Raw genomic sequence first — 20,966 nt, 5'->3', positions numbered from 1 at the left:
TGGCGGGTCTAATTCTGCCTGATGCTCCTGCCTGTCTTGCTCCTGCTCGTGTCTTCAAAGCAACGGTCCGTAGAACCGATTGCGTATTGGTCTCTGAAAGAGAGCCGTTATCAAGACGGTCAGATCGTCGCACTTAAAGGACCCAACCTGATGGTGTCGGGCTTCCCTCGGGAAGACAAGGTTGATGGGGCGATTGGGCTTCGATTGAAGGAGCGGGGGGATGAGATTGTTTATCCTTGGGACGAGCGAAATCACTGGTCGCAGATGCCGAAACGGGACTTCACTGTTTCGGTCAGCTTTGCCACGCAGACCAAGAAAGGAACGGAAGGTTTGATTGCTTGCATCTTTGAACCTGGCGAGGGTTTGACGGGTTGGAGAATCTTATTGAAGGATGGCAAGGTCGAGTTCACGCTGGCGTCTCACGATGCACAGAGCAAGGGTGGGCAGGTCTCGATTCTTGACGACCAGGAGTTGTCAGTCGGGAGGCTGCACAAGGTCGATGCATCGTACGACGGAGAGCAGATTCGGCTGTACGTGGATGGGAATCTCAAAAAGTCTGCTTCTGCGAAGTTAGGGGACATTGTTTATAACGGTCGTGCAGGCGTGTGTTTTGGCGGTTGGTGGGAAGGTCCCCGAAGTTTTGGGTTCCAAGGGTTTTATTCCCAAGCGGCCTTGTTTGATAGGGCACTGAATCCTTCAGAAGTTAATGCGAGCCTTGAGACCACACCCATTAAGCCCATGCCAGAAGCTGAGGGTGGCGAGCAGAAGCTGACCATTGCTCCTTACTTCCAGTATCCAACAACTCACTCGGCGACGGTCATGTGGGAGACAAGCCGAACAGCACCGAGCAAGGTTCGGTTTGGGGAGTCTGTTGCCCAGGCAAAGGAGATTCAGGGGAAAGCCGGCCGAATCCATCAGGTGGAGCTTACGGGGTTGAAACCTGCAACGACTTACTTTGTTCAGGTTGATTCTTCGGATGTTCGCGGCAAAGTGGTCACGGAGTGGACGAACTTCCGCACGGCAGCGCTGCCCGGAACACCGGTCAAGTTCGCCGTTGTGGGTGACACCCAAGATCACCCCGAAGTGAACCACCAGGTTGCGGCGGGCATTTTTGCAGAGCGGCCCGACTTTGCGATGGTGGTGGGGGACCTTGTTGGGTGTGGCTGGTTTAAGAACCAATGGGTAGATGACTTCTTTGGCAGTATGCGACCGCTCTTCTCGCATGTACCGCTGTTGCCCGTGATGGGAAATCATGATCGCAATGCACGGCTCTATTACGATCTGATGGCTGTGCCTGCGCCTGAGTATTACTACAGCTACCAAACCGGTGATGTTGAGATTTGGGTGATCGACACCGAGCATGACATCAGCCCCAAGTCTGAGCAGTATCGGTGGTTGGAGAACGGACTCAAGCGCTCTCGTGCCAAGTGGAAAGTGGTTGCGCACCACTATCCGCCTTACTCTTCGGACCTAGATGATTTCGGGGATTCAAACAAAGAGCAGATAGAAGGTGGCGATTTGGGCACCCGCGTGTTGTGCCCGCTTTACGATAAATATCATGTCGACGTGTGCTTTTCGGGGCATATCCACTCGTATGAGCGGACATATCCTTTGCGAGCTGGCAAAACGGTGCCAGAGGGCAAAGGGACGGTGTACATGGTGGTTGGCGGCGGAGGGGGCGGCCTAGAAGAAGCGGCCCATACGCACGCGGCGTTCTCTCACACCGTTCGATATGGTCATCACTACGGGATTGTATGGGCCGATGAGAATCGGTTTGAGTTCAAGGCGTACGATATTGACGGCCGTCTGTTCGACTCCTTTGAACTCAAAAAGTAATCGTCGTGCTTTGTTTTTGATCAGTAGGGAAAGTCCGTTGGCTTCTTGCCGAGGGGCTTTCTCTCGAAGCTATCTCCCAGCTTGATTCCGTTGTCCACGTAGCCGCCGTTGGATAGATAGAATCCTTGGGCAAGGGCACCTGCGGCGTAGTCTTTACGATCTTGGTAGCCGGTGGCGTCGTGTGTGAATCGTGCTCTTGTGAGTTCGCTCCATTTGCCATCTTCGGTTTGGATCCACTGGTTGCGAAACTCTGCTCGGCGTAGCAGGTTTCCGTTTGATCCTCCGAAGTTCTCATTGAACGAGTAGAGCCCTCCGAGGTAGGTCCCGTCTTTAGGTGCTCGGAAGGTTGCGATGAGTCCCCATGACTTCTTCTCGGGGAAGTAGAAGTAGCCGGAGTAGGTGGTCTTGTCTCCCTCGGGCTTAACCGTGACCATGAAGCGGTAGGTTTCCCCTTTCTTCCAGTTGTATACAAGGTGGCTGTGTCCGCCCGTGCCCTCGTTGCCGAAGTCGCCCGCGACCACGTTCGTTCCTTTAGCGAGGAGGCGGACACGGTTGTCTTGAGATACCTTGTTGCGGTCGACTGCTTCGTTGCCTGCATCCCAGATGCTGAAGATCACGCGTCTTTCCTTGGGGCCATTGACCTGCATGCCGAAATAGCCTCGGTGGAAGCCACAGGCCATGTAGTAGGTGTAGATTGGCTCTTCGCGAGCTACGATTTCGTTGTAGAACTTGACGATCTTGGCACCGCGCTCCGTGGGGTATCCGAGATGTACGGAGGCTGCATTTCGGCGGGCCTTTAGGTTGAAGTGGGCGCCTGAGGCTGCGGGGCCATCCAAAACGAGCTCTACGGGCACACCTTGGGACTGGCCTTTGTCGCCTAGGGACACCAGTTTGAATCGCTTATATCCTTCTTTGGAGACCTGGTAGTGGCCGAAATTCACATCGCCTGATTCATCTGCTTTAGCTGTATGAGACTTGCCATCGAACTCGAGCTTATAAGAGCTGCCAGCGGCCGATTTGTTGAAACGCACATGGGCGTTTAACTGACCGGTCTGGTTGATTTTTCCGTACCAGAGCACGTGAGTATCTGGGTTATTCCAGCGTGCGTAGGCATCGCCTCCCTCTACTTCGAACGCATCTGGATTGGGCTCAAGGTAGGCAGTGAATGCTGGGACATGCACTTGAACTTGAGTGAGCATTGCGAGGAGCAGGAGCGGAGTCATCTGCTTCATCAAACCTCATTCTTCTAAAGCGAGAATAAATTGGCCACACTTTAGGGGTGTTTCAGCTTATTCAAGAGGATCAGCTTCTCGGAATCGAGCGGCTTCCGAGCGGGCGGTACAAGATTGTAGGGAAGACGTCTTGGTTGTATGCCTCTTACGAAACGGATCTGGACTATGACCAGCTGAACACCTGGGCGCTTGGTGTGCAAGAACTTCTAGATTTTGGGGCTGGGGCATATCTCTTTGACGCACAGTCCAACTGCCTGCGGGTGGAGTTTGCTATGGGAAAGCGGGGCGACTTTCATGTGTCGGTGAACCTACAGAATGCTCCCGACTATTTGAACGAGGTCCGCTTGGTGTTTCGGCTTCTGCAAGATCAACTTCCCGCTTTGATCGCTGGGATTGAGAGCCTAGTGGTACATGACGCGGGCTAGCAAGAAGTTTGCGATATAGATCAACACCATTCCGATGACGACCGTGTTGGTGGTAGCGCGGCCGACTCCAACTGCACCGTCTTTTGTCCGCATTCCCTGCTGGCAGGCGACGATGGCGACGATCAGCCCGAAAGTGGGGGTTTTGAGGCAGCCTTTGATGAGGTCTTCTGGCTTGACGTATTGCTGGACGGACTGAAGGAATGCGCTGGCAGGAAGGTTCTCGGTCATCGCGACTAGGATCCCGCCCGTGATTCCCGCGTAGACACACACCAGGGTGAGCAGAGGCAGCATTGTGAGGCCTGCAATCACCCTCGGGATCACGAGGTAGTTGGTGGGGTTGACGCTCAGCATTTTGAGGGCATCGATCTGCTCTGTGACCGCCATGGAGCCGATTTGGGCCGACATGGCGCTGCCACACCTTGCCGCGACCATGATGCCTGCAAGCACGGGTCCCATTTCGCGTGTGACGGTGAGACCTACGGTTGCACCAACAAATCCGGACGCTCCGTACTGGCCTAGGAACTGGGTGAGATAGAGTGCCAAAACAGCTCCGCTGAAGAAGCCGGTGAGCGCCACGATGGGAATGCTGGAAACACCGATGAACGCCATCTGGTTGACGGTCTCTTGCCACTCGAAGGGTCTGCTGAACAAACGGCGGACAGCATCTGCAAGGATGATGGCGCACTCTCCCACGAACGTAAGGAAAGTCACCACGGGATTTCCGACCGATTCGAGGAAGCTCGTCCGTTGTGAGCTAAGCGCCATACCTGGTAGTTTAGCGGACCCGGGCTCTCAGAGGTATTCTTTCCCTACCGTGGGCAAAGCAAATCGAAGAGGATTCTCTAGCAAACCAGAGCCTTTTCCTTGGCTACTGCTGTTTTGCCTGGTTGCCTCGATCTATTTCTTCTGGATATTGCCACGTCAGCTTCCTAAGAAACCGATTCAGGTGGAGTACGCGGCGTCTCAACACTAGATGTTCCCAATGCTATCGGGCCTCTGCAAGTTTTCCGTAGTTTTCCCACCTCGCCTCGAAATCCTGAATTGAGAGCCAGAGGAGGAAAAGGAAATCCAGGCAGCCAGCGTGATTCCCGTGAGCAGAATCGTTACCCATGGCAGGACTAGGCGAAGCGTGATTAGGGGCTCAATAGCGTTTAGTAGATCTCCGGGGCCCGACCATGCCATCACATAGAAGGTCATTCTGGTGAACGCGCCCATTAGCAAGAGTGGGACGATTGAGGACCTTTTGTACACAGCTAGCGTGCCAAGCGCGACACAGATGCACAACGTTGGGACGGAAACAGGTGGTAGAAATGCGAACTCGGTTCTTGGCTGACGCCATTCGTACAATGTTTTGGAATAGACCTCAAAGAATCGCACGGTAGCCGTGTGCCACAACGCCGTTACACACAGCGTGACCAGGATTGCCTTCAACAATCGTTCAAGACTGAATGCAAGTTCCGAGCTTTCCAATTTCACACCGGTTCGTGCATTCATTGTCCTGGAAGGTTCACATAGATTGAGATCTCAATCTGTTAGACGCCTGCGGCTTCTTTCTTGCGTTCATAGTCGCCAGCCATGATGCGCTCGAAAGCACCACTGTTGTGCCAGCGTTCTAGTTCCTGAGCTCTGTGTACAGGCATTGGGTGGGTGAAGTACTGGCCGAACATCCAGAACAGGATGACCTTGCCGATCTGGTCGATTGGGTCGGCGTTCTGGTAGGCACGGGCCTGGTCCATGAAGGCTTCGAGGCTTTGTTCGTCGGATAGTCGGTTGGGACCAGCGGTGAGTGAGATCAGCGATCCGATGCTGTCATCGAGAGATTGTGAGACGATGAGGCCTGCGCGATCGGCACTGAATTCGGCTTGTCGGGACCACTCGCAGAATGCTGCGATGAGGGCGTAGCTTGCGACATCGCTGGCGCCGAGGGTTCGGCGTCCGAGAAGTTCCAAGATCTGGGCCAGCACAGCAGCGACGGAGAAATACAGAACGTGGTCTGCTTTGATGTGGCCGAGCTCATGGCCGATGAGATAGTAGAGCTGTTCGTCTGTGAGATTGTTGACGATTCCCGAGCGCAACGTGATGTAAGGGCGCTCGACTCCGCCTGCGAAGGCGTTTGGAACTGGGTGTGAGCTGATGTACAGCTCGGGTTCGGGCATGTCGAGCACTTTGCACGACTCTTGCATGATCCGATAGAGAGTCGGGTACTGCTTGGGGCCACATCGCACGGACATCGACATGTTCATGCAATAGAACCATCGATCGAATCCCACTTCGTAGAACTTCCTCATTACCATGGGAAGGAGTGGTACGTGCTTCAGTTTATCTAGGGCCCATTTATCGGCATCGGACACGAATGCGTCTGGGGTGATGCCTGTGAGTATCTTTCGCTCGGCCATTACACTTCTAGCTTACGACAGGAACCGTCGTGGGTTGCATCGAAGGTCCCAGAAGTTTGCCGAACAGCAGTGTTCGGCAAACGAGTCCGGTGATGGCGAAAGCCCTCGGCAAGGCGCAGGCTGCTTTAGGCAGCTTGCGCTTGTCGTTCTTTCAAACTCACGTTCACTTCGAAGGTACCGATTCCCGGAATCTCCAAAGGAATGCAAAGTGCGGGGATATCAAGGGTGGAAACTTTAACGTTTGTGCCTCGAATGATCGTTGGTGGTGTGATGTCACACAGGAAGCCCTGCCCTGCAAGTTTCGATGCAGAGTGACCGCTGATCATGTTGCCGAGCTCAGCAATCGCACTCGCAGCGAGCTGATCGAAGGTCACCACGGGCGCTCCGATCATCTTGCTGGCGATTGCGTCTGCAGTTGCCGTGTTCATTCCATAGATAACCAGGCCCTCAATCTGCCCGGTGATCCCGCAAAGAATATTGATTTGCTGTCCCGTGAACAACTCTGGCTTTGCCGAGAGTTGTCCTCGCTCTGGTTTGAGCCCAGTGAGCATTTCGAAGACCGCCACGGCCCCCTCAGCAAATGGGCTTACATACTGTACTTTCATAGTTAAGCCGCCAGCTTGGTCATGGCCTCCAGAACTCGTTCAGGTGAGAAAGGCTTCACGATGAAGTCCTTAGCTCCGGCCTGAATGGCTTCTACAACCATGTTCTTTTGCCCCATTGCAGTGCACATTACGACCATTGCGCCTGGGTCGATCGATCGGATCTCCTTGAGCGCTGAGATGCCATCCATCTCTGGCATTGTAATGTCCATGGTTACTACGTCGGGTTTGAGCTCCTTGAAGAGCGCCACCGATTCGAGACCGTTGGAGGCCTCGCCTACGACCTCGTAGCCGTTCTGCGTCAATATGTTCTTCAAGGTCACCCGCATGAAGAGTGCGTCGTCAGTAATTAAGATGCGTTTCGCCATTGTCTTTCCCCCTCAAGAGGTTTTCGGTAAAAAAACGGAATACTTGATTCAAATCCGATATCTTTTGAGCTAAAAATTCGCTCTGTGCTTCCAACGAAGAGAACGCCACCTGGTTTAAGGGCATCGTAGAACCTTCGGTAGAGTTCTTCCTTGGCCGGATCTGTGAAATAAATCACAACATTGCGGCACATGATTAAGTCGTATCCTGTATCCATTCGGTCCGCAAGCAAGTTGGACCTTTTGAACGAAAGATAGCCTTTAAGAATTGGCTTAGCACGGTACTGCGTGCCGTCTTTGTCGAAGTATTTTTCTCGATACTCCTTAGGGACTCCACGCATGTCATTCTCGATAAATTCGCCTCTTCCTGCTTGGTTGAGAGCTGCAATGTCGATGTCTGAGCCAAGTACCGTATGGCTATTCTTAAACTTGTTATCCAGGATCATGGCTAGGGTGTGGGCCTCTGCTCCGAAGGAACAGCCTGCACTCCAGCACTTGAGCTTGGGGGATCTTTTGAGAAGGTCTGGGATGACCTGTTTCTCAAGTTCCACCCATTTCTCGGGGTTTCGGAAAAGCTCGCTTACGTTAATGGCTAGCTTGTCCAGGAAGTTCTCGAGCTCCTTAGGATCCTCTTGAATCAACTTGCCGAGTTCTTCGAGCTTTTTGAAGCCACGCTGTTCGAGCATGGTGAGGATTCGGCGTTGGAGTTGTTCCTGCTTGTACAGGTTTAGGTCCAGGCCATTTTTCCGCTTCAAAGCCGCGTAAAACTCACTCCAGTTTTCAACTCGCACGCTCTAACCTCCCTTTGAGGGCTCCAGTTACAGCGGAAGCCATGTTGTTAATTGGATACTGTGCATCGACGATTCCGAGAGCCACGGTGGCCTTCGGCATGCCGAAGATCGTGCACGTCTCTTCGCTTTCGGTAAAAATAGTTCCTCCAGCGCTCTTGATAGCTTTGCTACCATCTGCGCCATCTTTGCCCATGCCAGTGAGGACAACGCCTATACAGCGATTGCCATAGACCTTTGCGGCACTGTCAAAGAGGTGATCAGCTGCTGGTCGGACTCCGTTGAGTGTTGGTTCTGTATCAAATTCGAACTCGCCACTCTTGCGAATTCGCATGTGATATCCAGCTGGCGCGATAAACGCTCGACCAGGAGTCACCTTATCGCCCTTCTTAGCCTCGGAGCAGGGAACCGTTCCATATCCGCTGAGTCGGTTTGCCAAGCTGGCAACGAAACCTGGAGGCATGTGCTGAACGATCACGATAGGTGCTGGAAAGCCTTTTGGAAGCGACTCGAAGAAGACACCGAGTGCGCGGGGGCCGCCTGTGGAGCTGGCTACCACCACAACCTTGTCAGTGGTTGCAATTGGCTGCACTGGCTTGGGTGCTGGTGCGATGGACCTGCCCACTCGTGCATATCGTGCGGATCGGATCTTTTCTACAAGGTCCATCCGAACGTGCTTGAGAGCGGTCAGGGCTCCGTTCTGCGGTTTGCAGACGAAGTCGAAGGCGCCAGCAGCGAGAGCTTCCATGGTGGTGGACGTACCTGCTGCGGTGAGCGTGCTCACCATAATCACTGGCGTCGGGACTTCCTGCATGATGTTTCGCAGGGCCTCAAGGCCGTTTACCTTCGGCATCTCCACATCGAGTGTCACCACATCCGGACGCAGTTCGTTGGTCATCTGAAGTGCTTCAGCGCCGTTTCGAGCCTGTCCAATCACTTCCATGTCAGGCTCTGCCTTTAACATGTCCGTGAGGATCTGACGAATCAAGGGAGAGTCGTCTACAACGAGAATTCGTGTCTTTTTCACGCCTTTAACACCTCAAAGAGCTTCTCGTGCTTCTCGTAGCTCTCTAGAAATTCACTAGCAAGCAACGGTAGCTCGTCTGGATCGATACCTAGTCGCTCCATGGAAGCTTCCGAAACCTCGTAACATAAACCGTCTCCACCAACTCCTAACCCCATTGTCATGGTCAGGTAGTCCGCCAAGTGGACACAGTCAACCAGTGTGCTTGGTGGGTCGCACTCGTTGGGTCGGTGATGGAAAGCCATACACTCCACCAACTGCTCGGGAAGATTCCATTGTCGAGCGAGATGCGCGCCTACGTCTTGGTGATCAAAACCGAGGACTTTGCGCTCCACGCTATCGAATGACAGTCCGCCTTTGTCGGCGATGCTTGCCATCGTAGCGATCTTGTTTTCCATCCACACGCTCAGGACAACCTTTCCGAGGTCGTGCAACAAACCAGCTGTAAACGCCACATCTGGCGAAGCTTTCTTTGTGTGAGTTGCCAACATCTGTGCGCCGACAGCCACACCAAAGGAGTGAGCCCACATTTGGCTTGGACCGAGGTCGTAGCCTTTCAGAGGTTTCATCATCCATGGGTAGGTGCTGGCCACCATTGCCAAGTTCTTCACACATCGCATTCCGAGGACCACGACGGCCTCTGGAACATCGGTCACTTTTCGTGACAAACCGTAATAGCTAGAGTTTGCGAGCCGTAAGACGCGAATGGTGAGAGACTGGTCTTGTCCCAAATACTTCGCGACTGTTGCTGCAGAACCCTGTGGGCTGTCGGCTTCTCGCATGACTGCAATTGCAGCAGCGGGAATCGAGGGCAAGTCCGTCGTTCGACTCACGAGGTCGTCGAGAGTCAAGGTTGCGGTTTGATTTACGCTGCGAGGTTGCATAAATCTTTCTCCCCCTTAGACACGGATCGAACGCGAACGATTCCCGTCTCGATCGTCATAACGCAGGTGCGACCTTCATGTCCACCTGTTTCTTGAGCTATTGCCTTCAGTCCCATGGCCTTGAGGTGCTCGATGACCGCAGCGGCGTTTCGCGCACCAATGTCCATTCGGCCAGGCGTACCCTCGCCAAACTTAAACACCTGTGCGCCCCCTACCAATGCGATTTTCATTCGACTGCGGTTGGCACCCATACTTTCTAAATCGGCAATTAACTTGCGAACTCCAGTGTCTGCAAATTTTCCGGGCTTTTCCACGGGCTTATCCGGGAAAGATTCCGGCAACATGATGTGTGCCACGCCTCCGATTTTCGACACTGGGTCCAAAATGCAGAGACCTATACAACTTCCAAGGCCAAGACATGTAAATTGTCCTGTGTTTTTTCCTATGTGGATTTCGGCCATGCCCACGAGAACGCTTGCTGAAACGGCCATATTAAGCAGCCTCCGGAATTCCCAGGGCTTTGAAGAGCGTGTGTAATCCGCCTACCGTGGGAATGAAAACGAAGAACCCTTCGACCACATTCTTTTCGTCTGAGATCGTAGTTCGAATGGCGAGAGCCGCGGCATCTGTCATAGACGCGTGGCAAACAATTGTGCTGAGCACCGCGGCGCTCATATCGATACACATGTTCGGTGGTGTCGATTCCAACTGAAGGTTTGTCATGTCAGAAATCGCACACAGGAAGCTGGAATTGATAATGTTCCCGACTTCTAAGAGTGCTGAAGCGTGCAGGCTTGTGAGGTCTGCAACTTCATTCGGATGCTCACCCAACAACATGTCCCATAGGGCCTGAGCGGACTCCCAAGGACTCAAAAATGCGATGTGACCGCCGGTGTCGCCATCAATCGGCATGAAGATGCCTACAGAGAGTGCTTCTCCCCCACCGAGCTTTACTGGTATCTCTTCGAGTGGGACCGATTCGGCGTCCGGAATGCTCATGTGAAAGAGCTTGCCGGTCATTGTTGCCAACGCGGTTGTCGCGTGACCTAAGCCTATATTTGCCATCTCTCGAACCGCACTTTGTTCGAGCAATCCAAGTTTAATCTGTTCGCCTGCCATTGTCCCCCTCACCGATTGCCGTTATACGGCTCGCCATAGAGGTCATTCCATAAACGATTGTGAAAAAATGCCAGTAAAAACGCGGGCCGAATGCAGCGCTCGGACGTCTTGTATATATGTAAGTGACTGTAAAGAGTTAACAATATCGAGAGTCGCATGTTAAGCGACCTTCACGAGACAGCAACAATTCTCCTCTCCGGGACGGAACCGTTTTCGCCCCGGATTTTTTTGGCTGATCGACATGATTTGAGGGATGAGGAGAAAGCTAGCTAGTTCACGAGCGGCAAAACCCTCACCCTAAATGCCCGCGCAGGTACACTGGTGGGTCCATGGCTGGTCTCGATCTCGAACTCGTACGCCAAGCATTAAGCACCGCAAGGCGCAATGGTTATGCTGAGGTCGAAGTCTCCAAAGGCGACGACTCATTCTCAGCAAAGCTATCTCCCAAGAAAAGCTTGCCCAAAGCGAAGGCTCCTGCTGCACCTGCTGATTCGGGTAGTCCGGTCGAACCGGCTCTCCTGAACGTCACGTCCTCCGCCGTTGGCTATTTCCGCGAAGCAACACCTGCTCTCAAAATTGGCGACAGGGTTGCCAAGGGCCAGGTGGTTGGTGTGGTGGTTGCACTCGGTATCGCAAACGATATTGAATCGAAGGTTGACGGAGAGGTGGTGGAGCTTCTCGTTCAAGCGGATCAACCTGTAGACTACAACTACGTTATCGCCAAGGTAAGGCCATGAAACATAGCCCTTTGACACCCCATCATCAAGAACGAGGGAATAGCCTCGTTGGAACCATGGTCACTGTGGTGATCATCCTGATCTTGGTGGTGGTGCTGTTTAAGGGCTCATCGGTGTTTGGCAAGTCCGACTCGGCTCCTGCACGAAAAGACGGGAAAGGCACCACCGTTCTGGGTGCTGCTCGATATTCGGCCAAGGACGAAGTTTGCCGTAGCAATATCGGGCAGCTTCGCCAATCCATTACCGTTTATCAATCCTCCAACGAAGACCAGTTTCCAGCAACTCTGCCGGATACAAAACTGGGACAAGATTTTTACCGCTGCCCACTTGGAAAAGAACCGTATCAGTACGATCCAGCTACAGGAACAGTGCATTGCGTTCACCCAGGGCATGAGAAATACTGATGCTTAAAAAGGTCCTCATTGCAAATCGAGGCGAGATCGCGTGTCGAGTTATACGCGGTTGCCGTGAACTTGGAATTAAGAGTGTTGCTGTATACAGCGAGGCTGATCGAGAGAGTCTGCATGTAAAGATCGCTGATGAGGCGATCTGTGTGGGTGCTGGTTCTAACACAGACTCCTATTTGAACCTCGCCAACATCCTCATGGCTTGCCAAATCTCTGGTGCAGAGGCGGTCCACCCAGGTTATGGCTATTTCAGTGAACGCGCTAACTTTGCGGTTGCTCTGAACTCCCTCGGGATTAAGTTTGTTGGTCCCCCGACTGAAGCAATCGAAGCGATGGGTGACAAGGCAAGCGCGAAGCATGCCGCCATTCGTTCAGGATGCCCTGTTGTGCCTGGGAGCGATGGTGCAGTCGCCAATGAGAACGACGCTCTCGCAGTCGCTGAGGAGATCGGCTACCCTGTTTTGCTCAAGGCTGTTGCGGGTGGCGGCGGACGCGGCATTCGACGCGTTGATGCTCCTGAAGAGTTGGCAGGACTATGGAAAACGGCTCAGGCTGAGGCCCAGGCATCTTTTGGATCGGGCGAGATTCTCATTGAGAAGTTCGTGGTGAACCCTCGTCATGTTGAGATCCAGGTGATCGGCGACTCTTACGGCAACATGGTTTACCTCGGTGAGCGCGAGTGTTCCATTCAGAATCTCCGACACCAGAAGATTGTGGAAGAGGCGCCGTATGTGGATCTTCCCGAAGATGTCCGTCGTGCGATGGGTGAGGCGTCCGTCAAAGTTGCTCAGAGCGTGGGGTACCAGAATGCTGGCACTGTTGAGTTCCTTGTTGATTCCGAAAACAAGTTCTACTTCTTGGAAATGAACACTCGTCTTCAGGTGGAGCATCCGATCACCGAAGAGATCACGGGCATTGACTTGGTACACCTGATGCTTCGAATTGCCAGCGGAGAGAAGCTGCCCATCACTCAGAGCGATGTGAAGCTGAGTGGTCACGCCATTGAGGCCCGAATCACCGCTCAGGACCCAGATAAAGACTTTGCTCCCTCAACTGGACTGATCACGGGTTGGAGAGCTCCTGGTGGACGAGGTATTCGCATGGAAACGCACTGCTACGCGGGGTACAGCGTGTCTCCGTTCTACGACCCGATGTTGGCCAAACTTATTGTGAAAGCAAATACCCGACCTGAAGCCGTGCAAAAGCTCGCAACCGCATTGGAAGAGTTCGAGGTGTCGGGGGTTGCAACGAATATTCCGTTCCTTCGACGCTTGATCGCTTCTGAGGGCTATACCACTGGTAACTTCAACACCGGCTTCGTGCCGCGTTTCCTGGCGGGTGAAGCTAACTAATGGCAGTTCGCTCTCGCCGAAAAGCACGGGAAGCCGCGATGCGCGCACTCTATGAAATTGAAGTAGGGCACGCTCCGCTCACCTTTGCTATCAGCGAAGTTGCAGAACACTCCGACCTCCCCACTGACCTGGCAACCTATATGGAGACGATTGTGCGAGGTGTTCGCACAAACCTTGGTGTCATCGATCGAGGCCTGTCACCCCTGATCAAAGATTACGATTACGAACGAATTGCTGTCGTCGACCGCAATATCCTGCGGATCGCTGCCTACGAATTGCTGTACGAACCAGCCATCCCGCCGGCAGTTACGATCAATGAAGCGATTGAGATTGCTAAGAAATACTCCACCGTGGAGAGTGGTCGGTTTGTGAACGGCGTTCTTGGCAGCTATATCGAGTTGACCCCTAAAGTAGATTGGGACGCTACGACAGCCCCGCCTGAGTTCGCTGAAGAACCAAACGAGCCGGAACCCGAAGCGGAAGTGGAAGAAATCACTCTTGAGGAAGGATCTGAAGAGGCCAAGAAAGTTCAACGTCTTGGCGGCTGGACCCTCCGAAGTGGCGATACCACGATCCCGGCTCTGACCGACAAAGACTAGACAGGAATCCTTATGAGCGCTCAGATACTAGACGGCTTAGCATTAAGTAAACAAGTTCGCGCCGAACTTAAGGAGCGCGTTGACGCTCTGAAGTTGCGCGGCATCACCCCGCGCTTGGATGTATTGGTAGCGGCGCAAGATCCATCGAGCCTGGCCTACGTCCGTATGAAGCGAAAGTGGGCCGAGACGGCTGGCATGGAGGGAGAGTCGTTTGAGATTAACGAGCAGACGACCCAAGAAGAGTTGCTCGCCAAGATCCGAGAGCTCAATGCCAATCCAAAAGTGCATGGTGTGCTGATTCAGCACCCGCTTCCGAAGCATCTTGACGAGAATGAGGCGCTGATGACCTTGGGTGCGGACAAGGATGCGGACGGCATCACGCCTCAGTCGTTGGGTCGCCTTGTTGCTGATCTTCCAGGTTATCGCTGTGCGACACCCTTGGGAATCATCAAGATTCTTGAGCATTACGGCCTACCGCTAGAAGGAAAGAACGCCGTTGTCATTGGAAGAAGCGTTATCTTAGGCAAACCGATGGCACTGATGCTTCTCCAAAAGAACTGCACTGTAACCGTGGCTCATAGCCGTACGCAGAACCTCCCCGATATTTGCCGTAACGCGGATATTGTGGTTGCTGCTGTTGGGCGAGCTGAGATGGTTAAGGGTGACTGGATTAAGCCAGGTGCCGTTGTCATTGATGCTGGCTACAACAAGGTGGAGGGTCGAAAGGGCGATGTTGGCGATGTCGACTTTGAATCTGCCAAAGAGGTAGCAAGCTGGATTACCCCTGTTCCAGGCGGCGTCGGACCGATGACCGTCGCGAGCCTCTTAACCAATGCAGTCGAAGCAGCCGAAAAGCAGAACCCGTAGACGTGTGCTTGCCTATCTCTTGGTGATCGTGGGTGTATACCTTTTGTTCTGCTATAACGCAGCACGAGGCTACATTTCGCCGATCCGTCATGTCTCACCTCCTCCACCCAAAGGACTGGTTGAGCTAGACGTTCCGACAACCCAGGGACAGACTCCGAGTTGGGCCACACCGGATCTGGCTGACGGTAAACCCTCCGAACTGGTTTTCGTTTTGGCTCATGGCTACGGCGGCAGTCGCGATAGGTGGGCGAAGCCGATGGAGGACCTCAAAAAGGCGGGATTCGACTCAGTTGCGCTGTCGATGCCGGGTCAGGATGCAAGTCCAGTGAAGCGGGTTGGCTTTGGTCTCACGGAGGCTCAGACCATCGTGGATGCTTGTGCTTGGGCTCGTAGTCGAGGAACCAAAAAGGTCGTGGTGCTCGGGATCTCCATGGGCGGATCAGCCGCTTGGATCGCCTCTGCAAAGGATCCGACCATTGATGGGATCATTTCTGAGGGTGCGTTCGCTAGTTTCAGCGAGGCCATGGATCGCTTCTTCAATCGCAAGATTCCGGGTGGCGGCATCGTACTCGCTCCGGTGGTCACCTATGCAAAGTACATGACCGGCCTCAAGCCAGAAACGGTCCGTCCTGTAGAACAGGCTGCACTTTGGGTAGGAAAACCGGCGTTAGTTATTCAAGGTGGCGAGGACACGCTGATGGTACGCAGTCAAGCTGAGAGGCTTTCTCAGGCGGCGGGCTGCCCGATGTGGGTGGTCCCTGGGGCACAGCATGCCGCATGCTACGAAACCGACCCCAAGGGATACGTTCTTCACGTCACCGAGTTTGCGAAGAAGCTTATTGCTTCTTCAAAGTAAACAGTTCGGTGCTCGTCATGTACTGGGTGGTGTTTGCGATTTTGGTTGCCCAGGTGATGGTGAAGGTGTAAGTCCCCTGGTCAGTTGAAATCCACAAGCCACCCGTAGCTTTGAGGTTGCCATCAGTCGTTCCAGTGAACACGCCCTTTGTGTTGAGTGTTCCAGTAAACGTTCGTTTCATCGTGACTGGGAACGATGCTGGGCCAGCGACATAGTTAAGTGTGAGGCTGCCCGTCGATGAGAGCGTACCGGTTGCCGTGCCCACATACTTCGCACCCGATGTATTGCTGCCAGCAAACGATCCCTTAAGAGTGCCTGCAACGGCGACCAGATCCAGGGTGCCGGACACGGTACCGCCACTGGTGCCGCTGGAGCTTCCTGAACTTGTTCCAGAAGAGGTTCCGAATGGATCCGAGATGGACGAACCCGTTTCTCCTCCACACCCAATCATGGCAGCGATTGCAACACTGCTCGCCGCAAACCAAACCTTAGGACTCAAATGTTTCATGTATGGTACTCAGCGTTGATCCGAACATATCCGTACCCAAAGTCGCAAGTGAAGATCGTTGCCGAACCTCCTTCGCCCAACTCTAGGTCTATGACCACATGATCGGATTTGAGAGCAGCTGAGACGCGTTTTGCATCAAACGGGGCTGGCCCAGAATTTTCGAACAATACGTACTCATCGTCCTTCACTCGAAGCGCCAGACGTACATCCGAAACAGGAAATGGGACTCCCGCTCGACCTGCTGCCATCAAAATGCGTCCCCAATTGGGGTCGCATCCGAACATCGCTGTTTTGACGAGTGGAGACTCGGCAATGGTTCGAGCTACTTTTGTTGGATCGCTTGTACCCTTAACCTGAACTTCGACGAGCTTGGTAGCGCCTTCTCCGTCTCGCGCGACCTGTTTGGCAAGAGAGACGCAGATGTTGGTGAGTGCTTCCTCAAATGTTCGAGGATCGGGTTTGACCCCGCTGGCACCGTTTGCCATGACGATCAGCATGTCGTTGGTGCTGGTATCGCCGTCTACGGTCATGCAGTTGAAGCTTTTATCTGCAACTCGTTTGACGAGTGCTTGGAGATCTACCCCTTCGAGATCGAGATCGGTCGTGATAAAGGAGAGCATCGTCGCCATGTTGGGCGCGATCATGCCGCTGCCTTTCGCGACGCCATAGATTCTTCCATCGCTGTCTTCTGCTGGCCCCTGTGCGTTGGCAGGGGAGTAGACAGTTAGATTGTCAATGGAACATGCGGCCCACTTCTCCACTAGGTCGGTGGTGAGAATCGCTTCCATGAACGGCTTGATATCGGTGCCCATTTTGCGGGAGGCTTCGATCACGCCCTGTTCGACCTTGTGCATGTCTAGCAAGTGTCCGATGACTCCTGTGCTGGCCACCGCAACTTGGTTGGGATCTACGTGGAGGGCGTTTGCCGTCAGTTCAATCATCCGTTGTGCGTCTTGTGCGCCTTGCACACCCGTGCAGCAGTTCGCGTTGCCACTGTTCACGACGATCGCCTGCAAAACGCCATCGGCGAGAGCTTGACGGGTTGCATCGACACATGCGGCACGAACTTGGTTGGTGGTGAGCACACCTGCGGCACGCGCGGGGCGATCCGAGAGGATCAGGCCGAGGTCATTGCGCTTGTTTTTCAAGCCGCATCGAACACCAGAGTAAGTAAAGCCGAGAGGGATCATGGGTCTATGCAAAATATGTCTTCTTGTTGGGGAGTGAGGGACGAACGGGTTTAGGGCCAGACAGCGTTACGGGGTAACCCGCTCTCTTCTGGGAGACCAGCCATGATGTTCATGTTCTGGATCGCCTGGCCAGCAGCACCTTTGATTAGATTGTCGATCACGGAGCAGATCACTGCATATCCCGTACGTGAATCGTAAACCGGGTAGATGAGGCAGCGATTGGAGCCGTGAACCTGTTTGGTGACTGGAGGTGCCGAGACGACATCCACAAAGATGCTGTCTTTATAAAACTCGTTGTAGAGGCCTACGATGTCATCCACATGGCTGATAGGTACGTGTGCCGTGGTGTGGATTCCGCGCGGGGTTGGAATGAGGTGCGGGGTGAACCGAATGGGTCTGCCCAGCATCTGCTCAATCTCGGGTGTATGCCGGTGACCATCCACCGCGTACGCTCTGAATCCGCCATCTAGCTCGGAGAACATGTACTCGGTTTCTTTGCGCGAACGGCCGGCGCCTGACACGCCTGATTTGGCATCGATTACTGGCACGCCGGTAACGAGTCCTGCTTTTACGAGCGGCATCACCGCAAGCAGAGTGGCGGTAGGATAGCAGCCTGGGTTCGCGACGAGATCCGCCATTGCGATGCCAGATTTATCCACCAGCTCTGGCAAACCGTACGCAGCTTTGATATCAGGTGCTTTGTGCTCGTTCTTGTAGTAGGTCTTGTATGATTCGAGATCTTTCAACCGAAAGTCTGCGGACAGATCGATCACACGGGTGCGTTTCAGGAGCGTTTCCGCGTGCTCCATCGCGAAGCCCGACTCCAAGCACAAGAACGTAAAGTCTGCCTCGATCTTCTCTGGTTCAAAGCTCTCTAAGATGAGATCGGTGGCAAGCCATGGGCATTCTTCCCGCAGCGGTTTACCTGCGCTGCGGCCGGATGTTACAGAGACAATCTTGGTACGAGGGTGTGCTGAAAGCAGGCGGACGATCTCCGCGCCTCCATAGCCACTCGCTCCGACAATTGCTACCGTGATCTCCGACATAAGAAGAAGAGGGTACCTTCCCGAGCCTAAATCGTGCCATTTCAGGTTCAAACTTGGGCCGTTTGGAGGCCGTCTAACTTCCGATTGAAGAGAAGTAGAAGTGGAACCCAACACGTTCAAACCTACCGAGTTTATTGCATTTCCATGCAACGGTCAGATGCCTTAACAGATGTGGACGCATACTGGTGCCTGGGAGTAGTTCTATATGCCTGTCTTGCCGAATAACGCGATTTCCTGGAGATATGCCGCACTTGCCCTCGTCTCGTTGGGGGTGGTTGGATTTGCCGTGGTGGGTGCCAAGACGGTCACATTGGGCAAACAGCCGGATGGCAGCTATGTGGTCAGTACTGGACAGCACATTGTAGGTGGCGCGATTAGTTTTAGAGGCCGCCCGAGTGACCTCGCCCTGCATCCCAATGGCAAAGTCTGTGCTGTTCTTAGCCAAGGCAAAGTGTTTCTGGCGACAGCTGAGGGTGTCGTGGAAAACAGTGCCGCTCCTCTTTCTAACTCTCCAGGGTTTAGGGGCATTGCGTGGAGTCCTGACGGGTCGCGTTTGTTCGTCACCACGGGTGAGAAAGGTGGCAACGCGATTGCTGACGGCTCGATTCAGTCCTACGTCTTGGAGGGTAACAAGCTGAAGGTTGATGTAGAGATTCCTCTGAACGCAAGCGGTGAACCTGATAATCCTGCACCAGGCGGAATGGCTATCACCAAGGACGGTAGGCGATTGTATGTTGCCGCTGCCAATCTCAATAGCGTTGTAGAAGTGGATCTCCAGACCAATAAGCGGGTGCGACGAATCCCAGTGGGAATGGTGCCGTTTGCCGCGAAGTTGAGTGAAGATGAGCAGACCCTCATCGTGAGCAACTGGGGTGGACGTGAACCTAAGAAAGACGATCTGCACTCCCAAACTGGCAACTCTCAAATCGTGGTGGACGAGCGTGGTGCTCCCGCCTCTGGAACGGTCTCGTTGATCGACCTGAAATCGAACGAGCGAAAGGATATTGAGGTTGGCATTCACCCCTCCGACATGGTGGTCAGCGGCGATAAGCTGTATGTTGCCAATACGATGAGCGACAGCATTTCGGAGTTGGACCTTCGCTCCAAGTCTGTATTGCGGACAATCCCGATTCGGTGGGGCAAGATGCGGGTGATTGGGAGCATGCCTTGTGCGCTCGCGATCAAAGGTCAGACACTTTATGCGTGTTCCGGTGGTGACAATGCGCTGTGCGAGATCGACCTGAAGTCTGGAAAGGTTCTTGGCTTCCGACCTGCGGGTTACTTCCCAATCGCGCTGGCGGTCTCCGATAACAAAGCGTTTGTTTTGAACTCGAAAGGAAACGGCTCTGTTTCGAACACCGCTTATGGCCGCATTGGAAATGCTCACAACTTTGAAGGCACGATCTCGGTTATTGATCTGTCCAAGAATCTAGGAGATCAGTCTAAGATTGTTGCGGACAACAATGGATGGGATCGGAAACTGCCTCGGCCGAACCTTCCTGTTTACAACGGCGAGATTAAGCACGTTCTGTACATCATCAAGGAGAACCGCACCTACGATGAGATTTACGGGGATATGCCGGAAGGGAACGGCGATCCTAAGCTTTGCAGCATTGGCGAGAAGATCATGCCGAACCATCGTGCGCTGGCGCGAGAATTCACCTTGTTTGACAATGGGTATGTGAGCGGTACGAACAGTGCGGACGGTCATGCCTGGAGCACGCAGGCGCTTGCGAACGACTACCTTGAGCACTTCTATGTGGGCTACTCGCGAACTTATCCAGATGACGGAGACTGCGCCATGTCGATCTCGACGGGAGGTTGCATCTGGGATGCTGCTGCCAAGAAGAAGAAATCGATCCGGGTCTACGGAGAGTTCTGCGATGATGCGATGGCTGAATATTTGCCGTATCGACCCAAGGATTGGTTTGAAGCATGGGAAGATCGCAAGAAGGGAACGAACAAGTTCACCTATGTGCCTCACACTCATGTGAATGGTCTGAAGCCCTACGTGAACCCACGAGTTCACTACTGGCCTCTTATTCAGAGCGATCAGTCGCGAGCAGATGAGTTTATCAAGGAGTACACCAGCTATAGCCAGCAGAACAAGGTGCCGAACTTGATGGTGTTGAGCCTTTGCTGCGACCATAGTGAAGGCACTGATCCGAACTACCCAAGCCCACGGGCGATGATGGCGGACAATGACTTGGCACTGGGTCGCGTTGTAGAGGCGATCTCCAAGAGCAAAGAGTGGAAGAACACGTGCATCTTTGTGATTGAGGACGATGCCCAATCGGGCCCCGACCATGTGGACGGACACCGGACTTCTTATCTGGTCATCAGCCCGTACAACCGGCGACACACGGTCGATCACAACCTGTATACAACGACCAATATGTTGCGGTCGATTGAGATGATGCTTGGACTTGACCCGATGAACCGGTTCGACGCACTGAGTAAGCCGATCGATTCCTGTTTTGCTGACAAGCCTGATCTGACGGCTTTCAAGGCGAAGCCGAACAACATTCCGCTTGATGAGCCTAATCCTGGACGCAAGACAGCCATGTCTTCTCAGGACAAGTATTGGGCTGAGAAGACACGCTCACTCAACTGGAGCCACATCGACGGCCCAGACTCCTATTGGCTGAATCGCATTATCTGGGCAAGCTTGCACAAGGATGGGACGCCGTATCCGGCTCGACCGAACGAGCGACCTGGCGGGGACGACTAGAG

22 protein-coding genes are annotated in these 20,966 nt (G+C 53.7%); 9 read left to right on the top strand and 13 right to left on the bottom strand.

Translation table 11 applies throughout. The features are described 5' to 3' along the window. Positions 1 to 21: 21 nt before the first annotated feature. Positions 22 to 1,836 (top strand): metallophosphoesterase, encoded by a 1,815-nt coding sequence (locus ACZ51B_RS11370; RefSeq protein ID WP_464293445.1) that lies wholly within the window; start codon positions 22 to 24, stop codon positions 1,834 to 1,836. Positions 1,837 to 1,856: 20 nt separating this feature from the next. Here ACZ51B_RS11370 and ACZ51B_RS11365 read toward each other — a convergent pair whose 3' ends face one another. Continuing rightward, complete coding sequence (locus ACZ51B_RS11365) at positions 1,857 to 3,068, bottom strand: DUF3472 domain-containing protein (RefSeq protein ID WP_464293444.1); 1,212 nt, start codon at positions 3,066 to 3,068, stop codon at positions 1,857 to 1,859. Positions 3,069 to 3,115: 47 nt separating this feature from the next. Here ACZ51B_RS11365 and ACZ51B_RS11360 point away from each other — a divergent pair, with 47 nt between their 5' ends. Continuing rightward, on the top strand, positions 3,116 to 3,493 hold the full coding sequence (locus tag ACZ51B_RS11360) for a hypothetical protein (protein ID WP_464293443.1): 378 nt from the start codon (positions 3,116 to 3,118) through the stop codon (positions 3,491 to 3,493). Here the strand turns inward: ACZ51B_RS11360 and ACZ51B_RS11355 are convergent. The 9 genes from ACZ51B_RS11355 to ACZ51B_RS11315 form a co-directional block, all read right to left on the bottom strand. Continuing rightward, positions 3,470 to 4,258, bottom strand: coding sequence for an MlaE family ABC transporter permease (locus ACZ51B_RS11355; RefSeq protein WP_464293442.1), 789 nt, complete (start codon positions 4,256 to 4,258; stop codon positions 3,470 to 3,472). The two genes, ACZ51B_RS11360 and ACZ51B_RS11355, sit on opposite strands and share 24 nt — an antisense overlap. A 767-nt stretch (positions 4,259 to 5,025) precedes the next feature. Further along, entirely contained in the window at positions 5,026 to 5,889 is an 864-nt protein-coding gene (locus ACZ51B_RS11350; protein WP_464293441.1) for a M48 family metallopeptidase, read from the bottom strand. A 125-nt stretch (positions 5,890 to 6,014) separates the two neighbouring features. Continuing rightward, the gene (locus tag ACZ51B_RS11345) at positions 6,015 to 6,494 is read right to left on the bottom strand and encodes a chemotaxis protein CheX (protein ID WP_464293440.1); all 480 of its coding nucleotides are present in this window, start codon (positions 6,492 to 6,494) and stop codon (positions 6,015 to 6,017) included. A 2-nt stretch (positions 6,495 to 6,496) separates the two neighbouring features. Then, complete coding sequence (locus ACZ51B_RS11340) at positions 6,497 to 6,859, bottom strand: response regulator (RefSeq protein ID WP_464293439.1); 363 nt, start codon at positions 6,857 to 6,859, stop codon at positions 6,497 to 6,499. After that, positions 6,841 to 7,647, bottom strand: coding sequence for a CheR family methyltransferase (locus ACZ51B_RS11335; RefSeq protein ID WP_464293438.1), 807 nt, complete (start codon positions 7,645 to 7,647; stop codon positions 6,841 to 6,843). Before ACZ51B_RS11335 ends, ACZ51B_RS11340 begins: the two co-directional genes overlap by 19 nt. After that, on the bottom strand, positions 7,637 to 8,671 hold the full coding sequence (locus ACZ51B_RS11330) for a protein-glutamate methylesterase/protein-glutamine glutaminase (protein WP_464293437.1): 1,035 nt from the start codon (positions 8,669 to 8,671) through the stop codon (positions 7,637 to 7,639). Before ACZ51B_RS11330 ends, ACZ51B_RS11335 begins: the two co-directional genes overlap by 11 nt. Continuing rightward, positions 8,668 to 9,552 (bottom strand): HDOD domain-containing protein, encoded by an 885-nt coding sequence (locus ACZ51B_RS11325; protein ID WP_464293436.1) that lies wholly within the window; start codon positions 9,550 to 9,552, stop codon positions 8,668 to 8,670. The genes ACZ51B_RS11330 and ACZ51B_RS11325 overlap by 4 nt, the downstream gene beginning before the upstream one ends. Continuing rightward, the gene (locus ACZ51B_RS11320) at positions 9,534 to 9,896 is read right to left on the bottom strand and encodes a chemotaxis protein CheD (RefSeq protein WP_464293435.1); all 363 of its coding nucleotides are present in this window, start codon (positions 9,894 to 9,896) and stop codon (positions 9,534 to 9,536) included. The genes ACZ51B_RS11325 and ACZ51B_RS11320 overlap by 19 nt, the downstream gene beginning before the upstream one ends. Before the next feature lie 148 nt (positions 9,897 to 10,044). Then, positions 10,045 to 10,671, bottom strand: a complete 627-nt coding sequence (locus tag ACZ51B_RS11315) for a chemotaxis protein CheC (RefSeq protein ID WP_464293434.1) — start codon at positions 10,669 to 10,671, stop codon at positions 10,045 to 10,047. 329 nt (positions 10,672 to 11,000) lie between these two features. On the opposite strand from ACZ51B_RS11315, the gene ACZ51B_RS11310 reads away from it, so the two are divergent. Genes ACZ51B_RS11310 through ACZ51B_RS11285 form a run of 6 tightly spaced genes read left to right on the top strand, consistent with a single transcriptional unit; the run spans position 11,001 to position 15,489 of the window. Further along, a complete protein-coding gene (locus ACZ51B_RS11310) occupies positions 11,001 to 11,408 on the top strand; it encodes an acetyl-CoA carboxylase biotin carboxyl carrier protein (RefSeq protein WP_464293433.1) in 408 nt (135 codons plus the stop codon). Next, positions 11,405 to 11,812 (top strand): hypothetical protein, encoded by a 408-nt coding sequence (locus ACZ51B_RS11305; RefSeq protein ID WP_464293432.1) that lies wholly within the window; start codon positions 11,405 to 11,407, stop codon positions 11,810 to 11,812. Before ACZ51B_RS11310 ends, ACZ51B_RS11305 begins: the two co-directional genes overlap by 4 nt. After that, positions 11,812 to 13,167, top strand: a complete 1,356-nt coding sequence (gene accC, locus ACZ51B_RS11300; RefSeq protein ID WP_464293431.1) for an acetyl-CoA carboxylase biotin carboxylase subunit — start codon at positions 11,812 to 11,814, stop codon at positions 13,165 to 13,167. The genes ACZ51B_RS11305 and accC overlap by 1 nt, the downstream gene beginning before the upstream one ends. After that, entirely contained in the window at positions 13,167 to 13,766 is a 600-nt protein-coding gene (gene nusB / locus ACZ51B_RS11295) for a transcription antitermination factor NusB (RefSeq protein WP_464293430.1), read from the top strand. The genes accC and nusB overlap by 1 nt, the downstream gene beginning before the upstream one ends. Positions 13,767 to 13,778: 12 nt before the next feature. After that, complete coding sequence (locus ACZ51B_RS11290) at positions 13,779 to 14,633, top strand: bifunctional 5,10-methylenetetrahydrofolate dehydrogenase/5,10-methenyltetrahydrofolate cyclohydrolase (RefSeq protein WP_464293429.1); 855 nt, start codon at positions 13,779 to 13,781, stop codon at positions 14,631 to 14,633. Then, positions 14,599 to 15,489 (top strand): alpha/beta hydrolase, encoded by an 891-nt coding sequence (locus ACZ51B_RS11285; RefSeq protein ID WP_464293428.1) that lies wholly within the window; start codon positions 14,599 to 14,601, stop codon positions 15,487 to 15,489. Before ACZ51B_RS11290 ends, ACZ51B_RS11285 begins: the two co-directional genes overlap by 35 nt. Here ACZ51B_RS11285 and ACZ51B_RS11280 read toward each other — a convergent pair. From ACZ51B_RS11280 to argC, 3 genes are read right to left on the bottom strand one after another with little or no spacing between them, the layout of a single operon-like run. Continuing rightward, the gene (locus tag ACZ51B_RS11280; RefSeq protein WP_464293427.1) at positions 15,470 to 15,988 is read right to left on the bottom strand and encodes a hypothetical protein; all 519 of its coding nucleotides are present in this window, start codon (positions 15,986 to 15,988) and stop codon (positions 15,470 to 15,472) included. The genes ACZ51B_RS11285 and ACZ51B_RS11280 overlap by 20 nt on opposite strands. A 5-nt stretch (positions 15,989 to 15,993) precedes the next feature. Continuing rightward, positions 15,994 to 17,187 carry a bifunctional glutamate N-acetyltransferase/amino-acid acetyltransferase ArgJ gene (gene argJ, locus ACZ51B_RS11275; protein WP_464293426.1) on the bottom strand — a complete coding sequence of 398 codons (1,194 nt, stop codon included), beginning with the start codon at positions 17,185 to 17,187 and terminating at the stop codon, positions 15,994 to 15,996. Positions 17,188 to 17,237: 50 nt separating this feature from the next. Further along, complete coding sequence (argC, locus tag ACZ51B_RS11270) at positions 17,238 to 18,233, bottom strand: N-acetyl-gamma-glutamyl-phosphate reductase (RefSeq protein WP_464293425.1); 996 nt, start codon at positions 18,231 to 18,233, stop codon at positions 17,238 to 17,240. Positions 18,234 to 18,438: 205 nt separating this feature from the next. On the opposite strand from argC, the gene ACZ51B_RS11265 reads away from it, so the two are divergent. Continuing rightward, positions 18,439 to 20,964: an alkaline phosphatase family protein gene (locus ACZ51B_RS11265; protein WP_464293424.1), complete on the top strand. Its 2,526-nt coding sequence runs from the start codon at positions 18,439 to 18,441 to the stop codon at positions 20,962 to 20,964. Positions 20,965 to 20,966 lie beyond the last annotated feature (2 nt).

This window comes from Fimbriimonas sp. LA-C6 (assembly GCF_055398105.1).
This window is presented reverse-complemented; position numbering and strand designations above follow the sequence as displayed.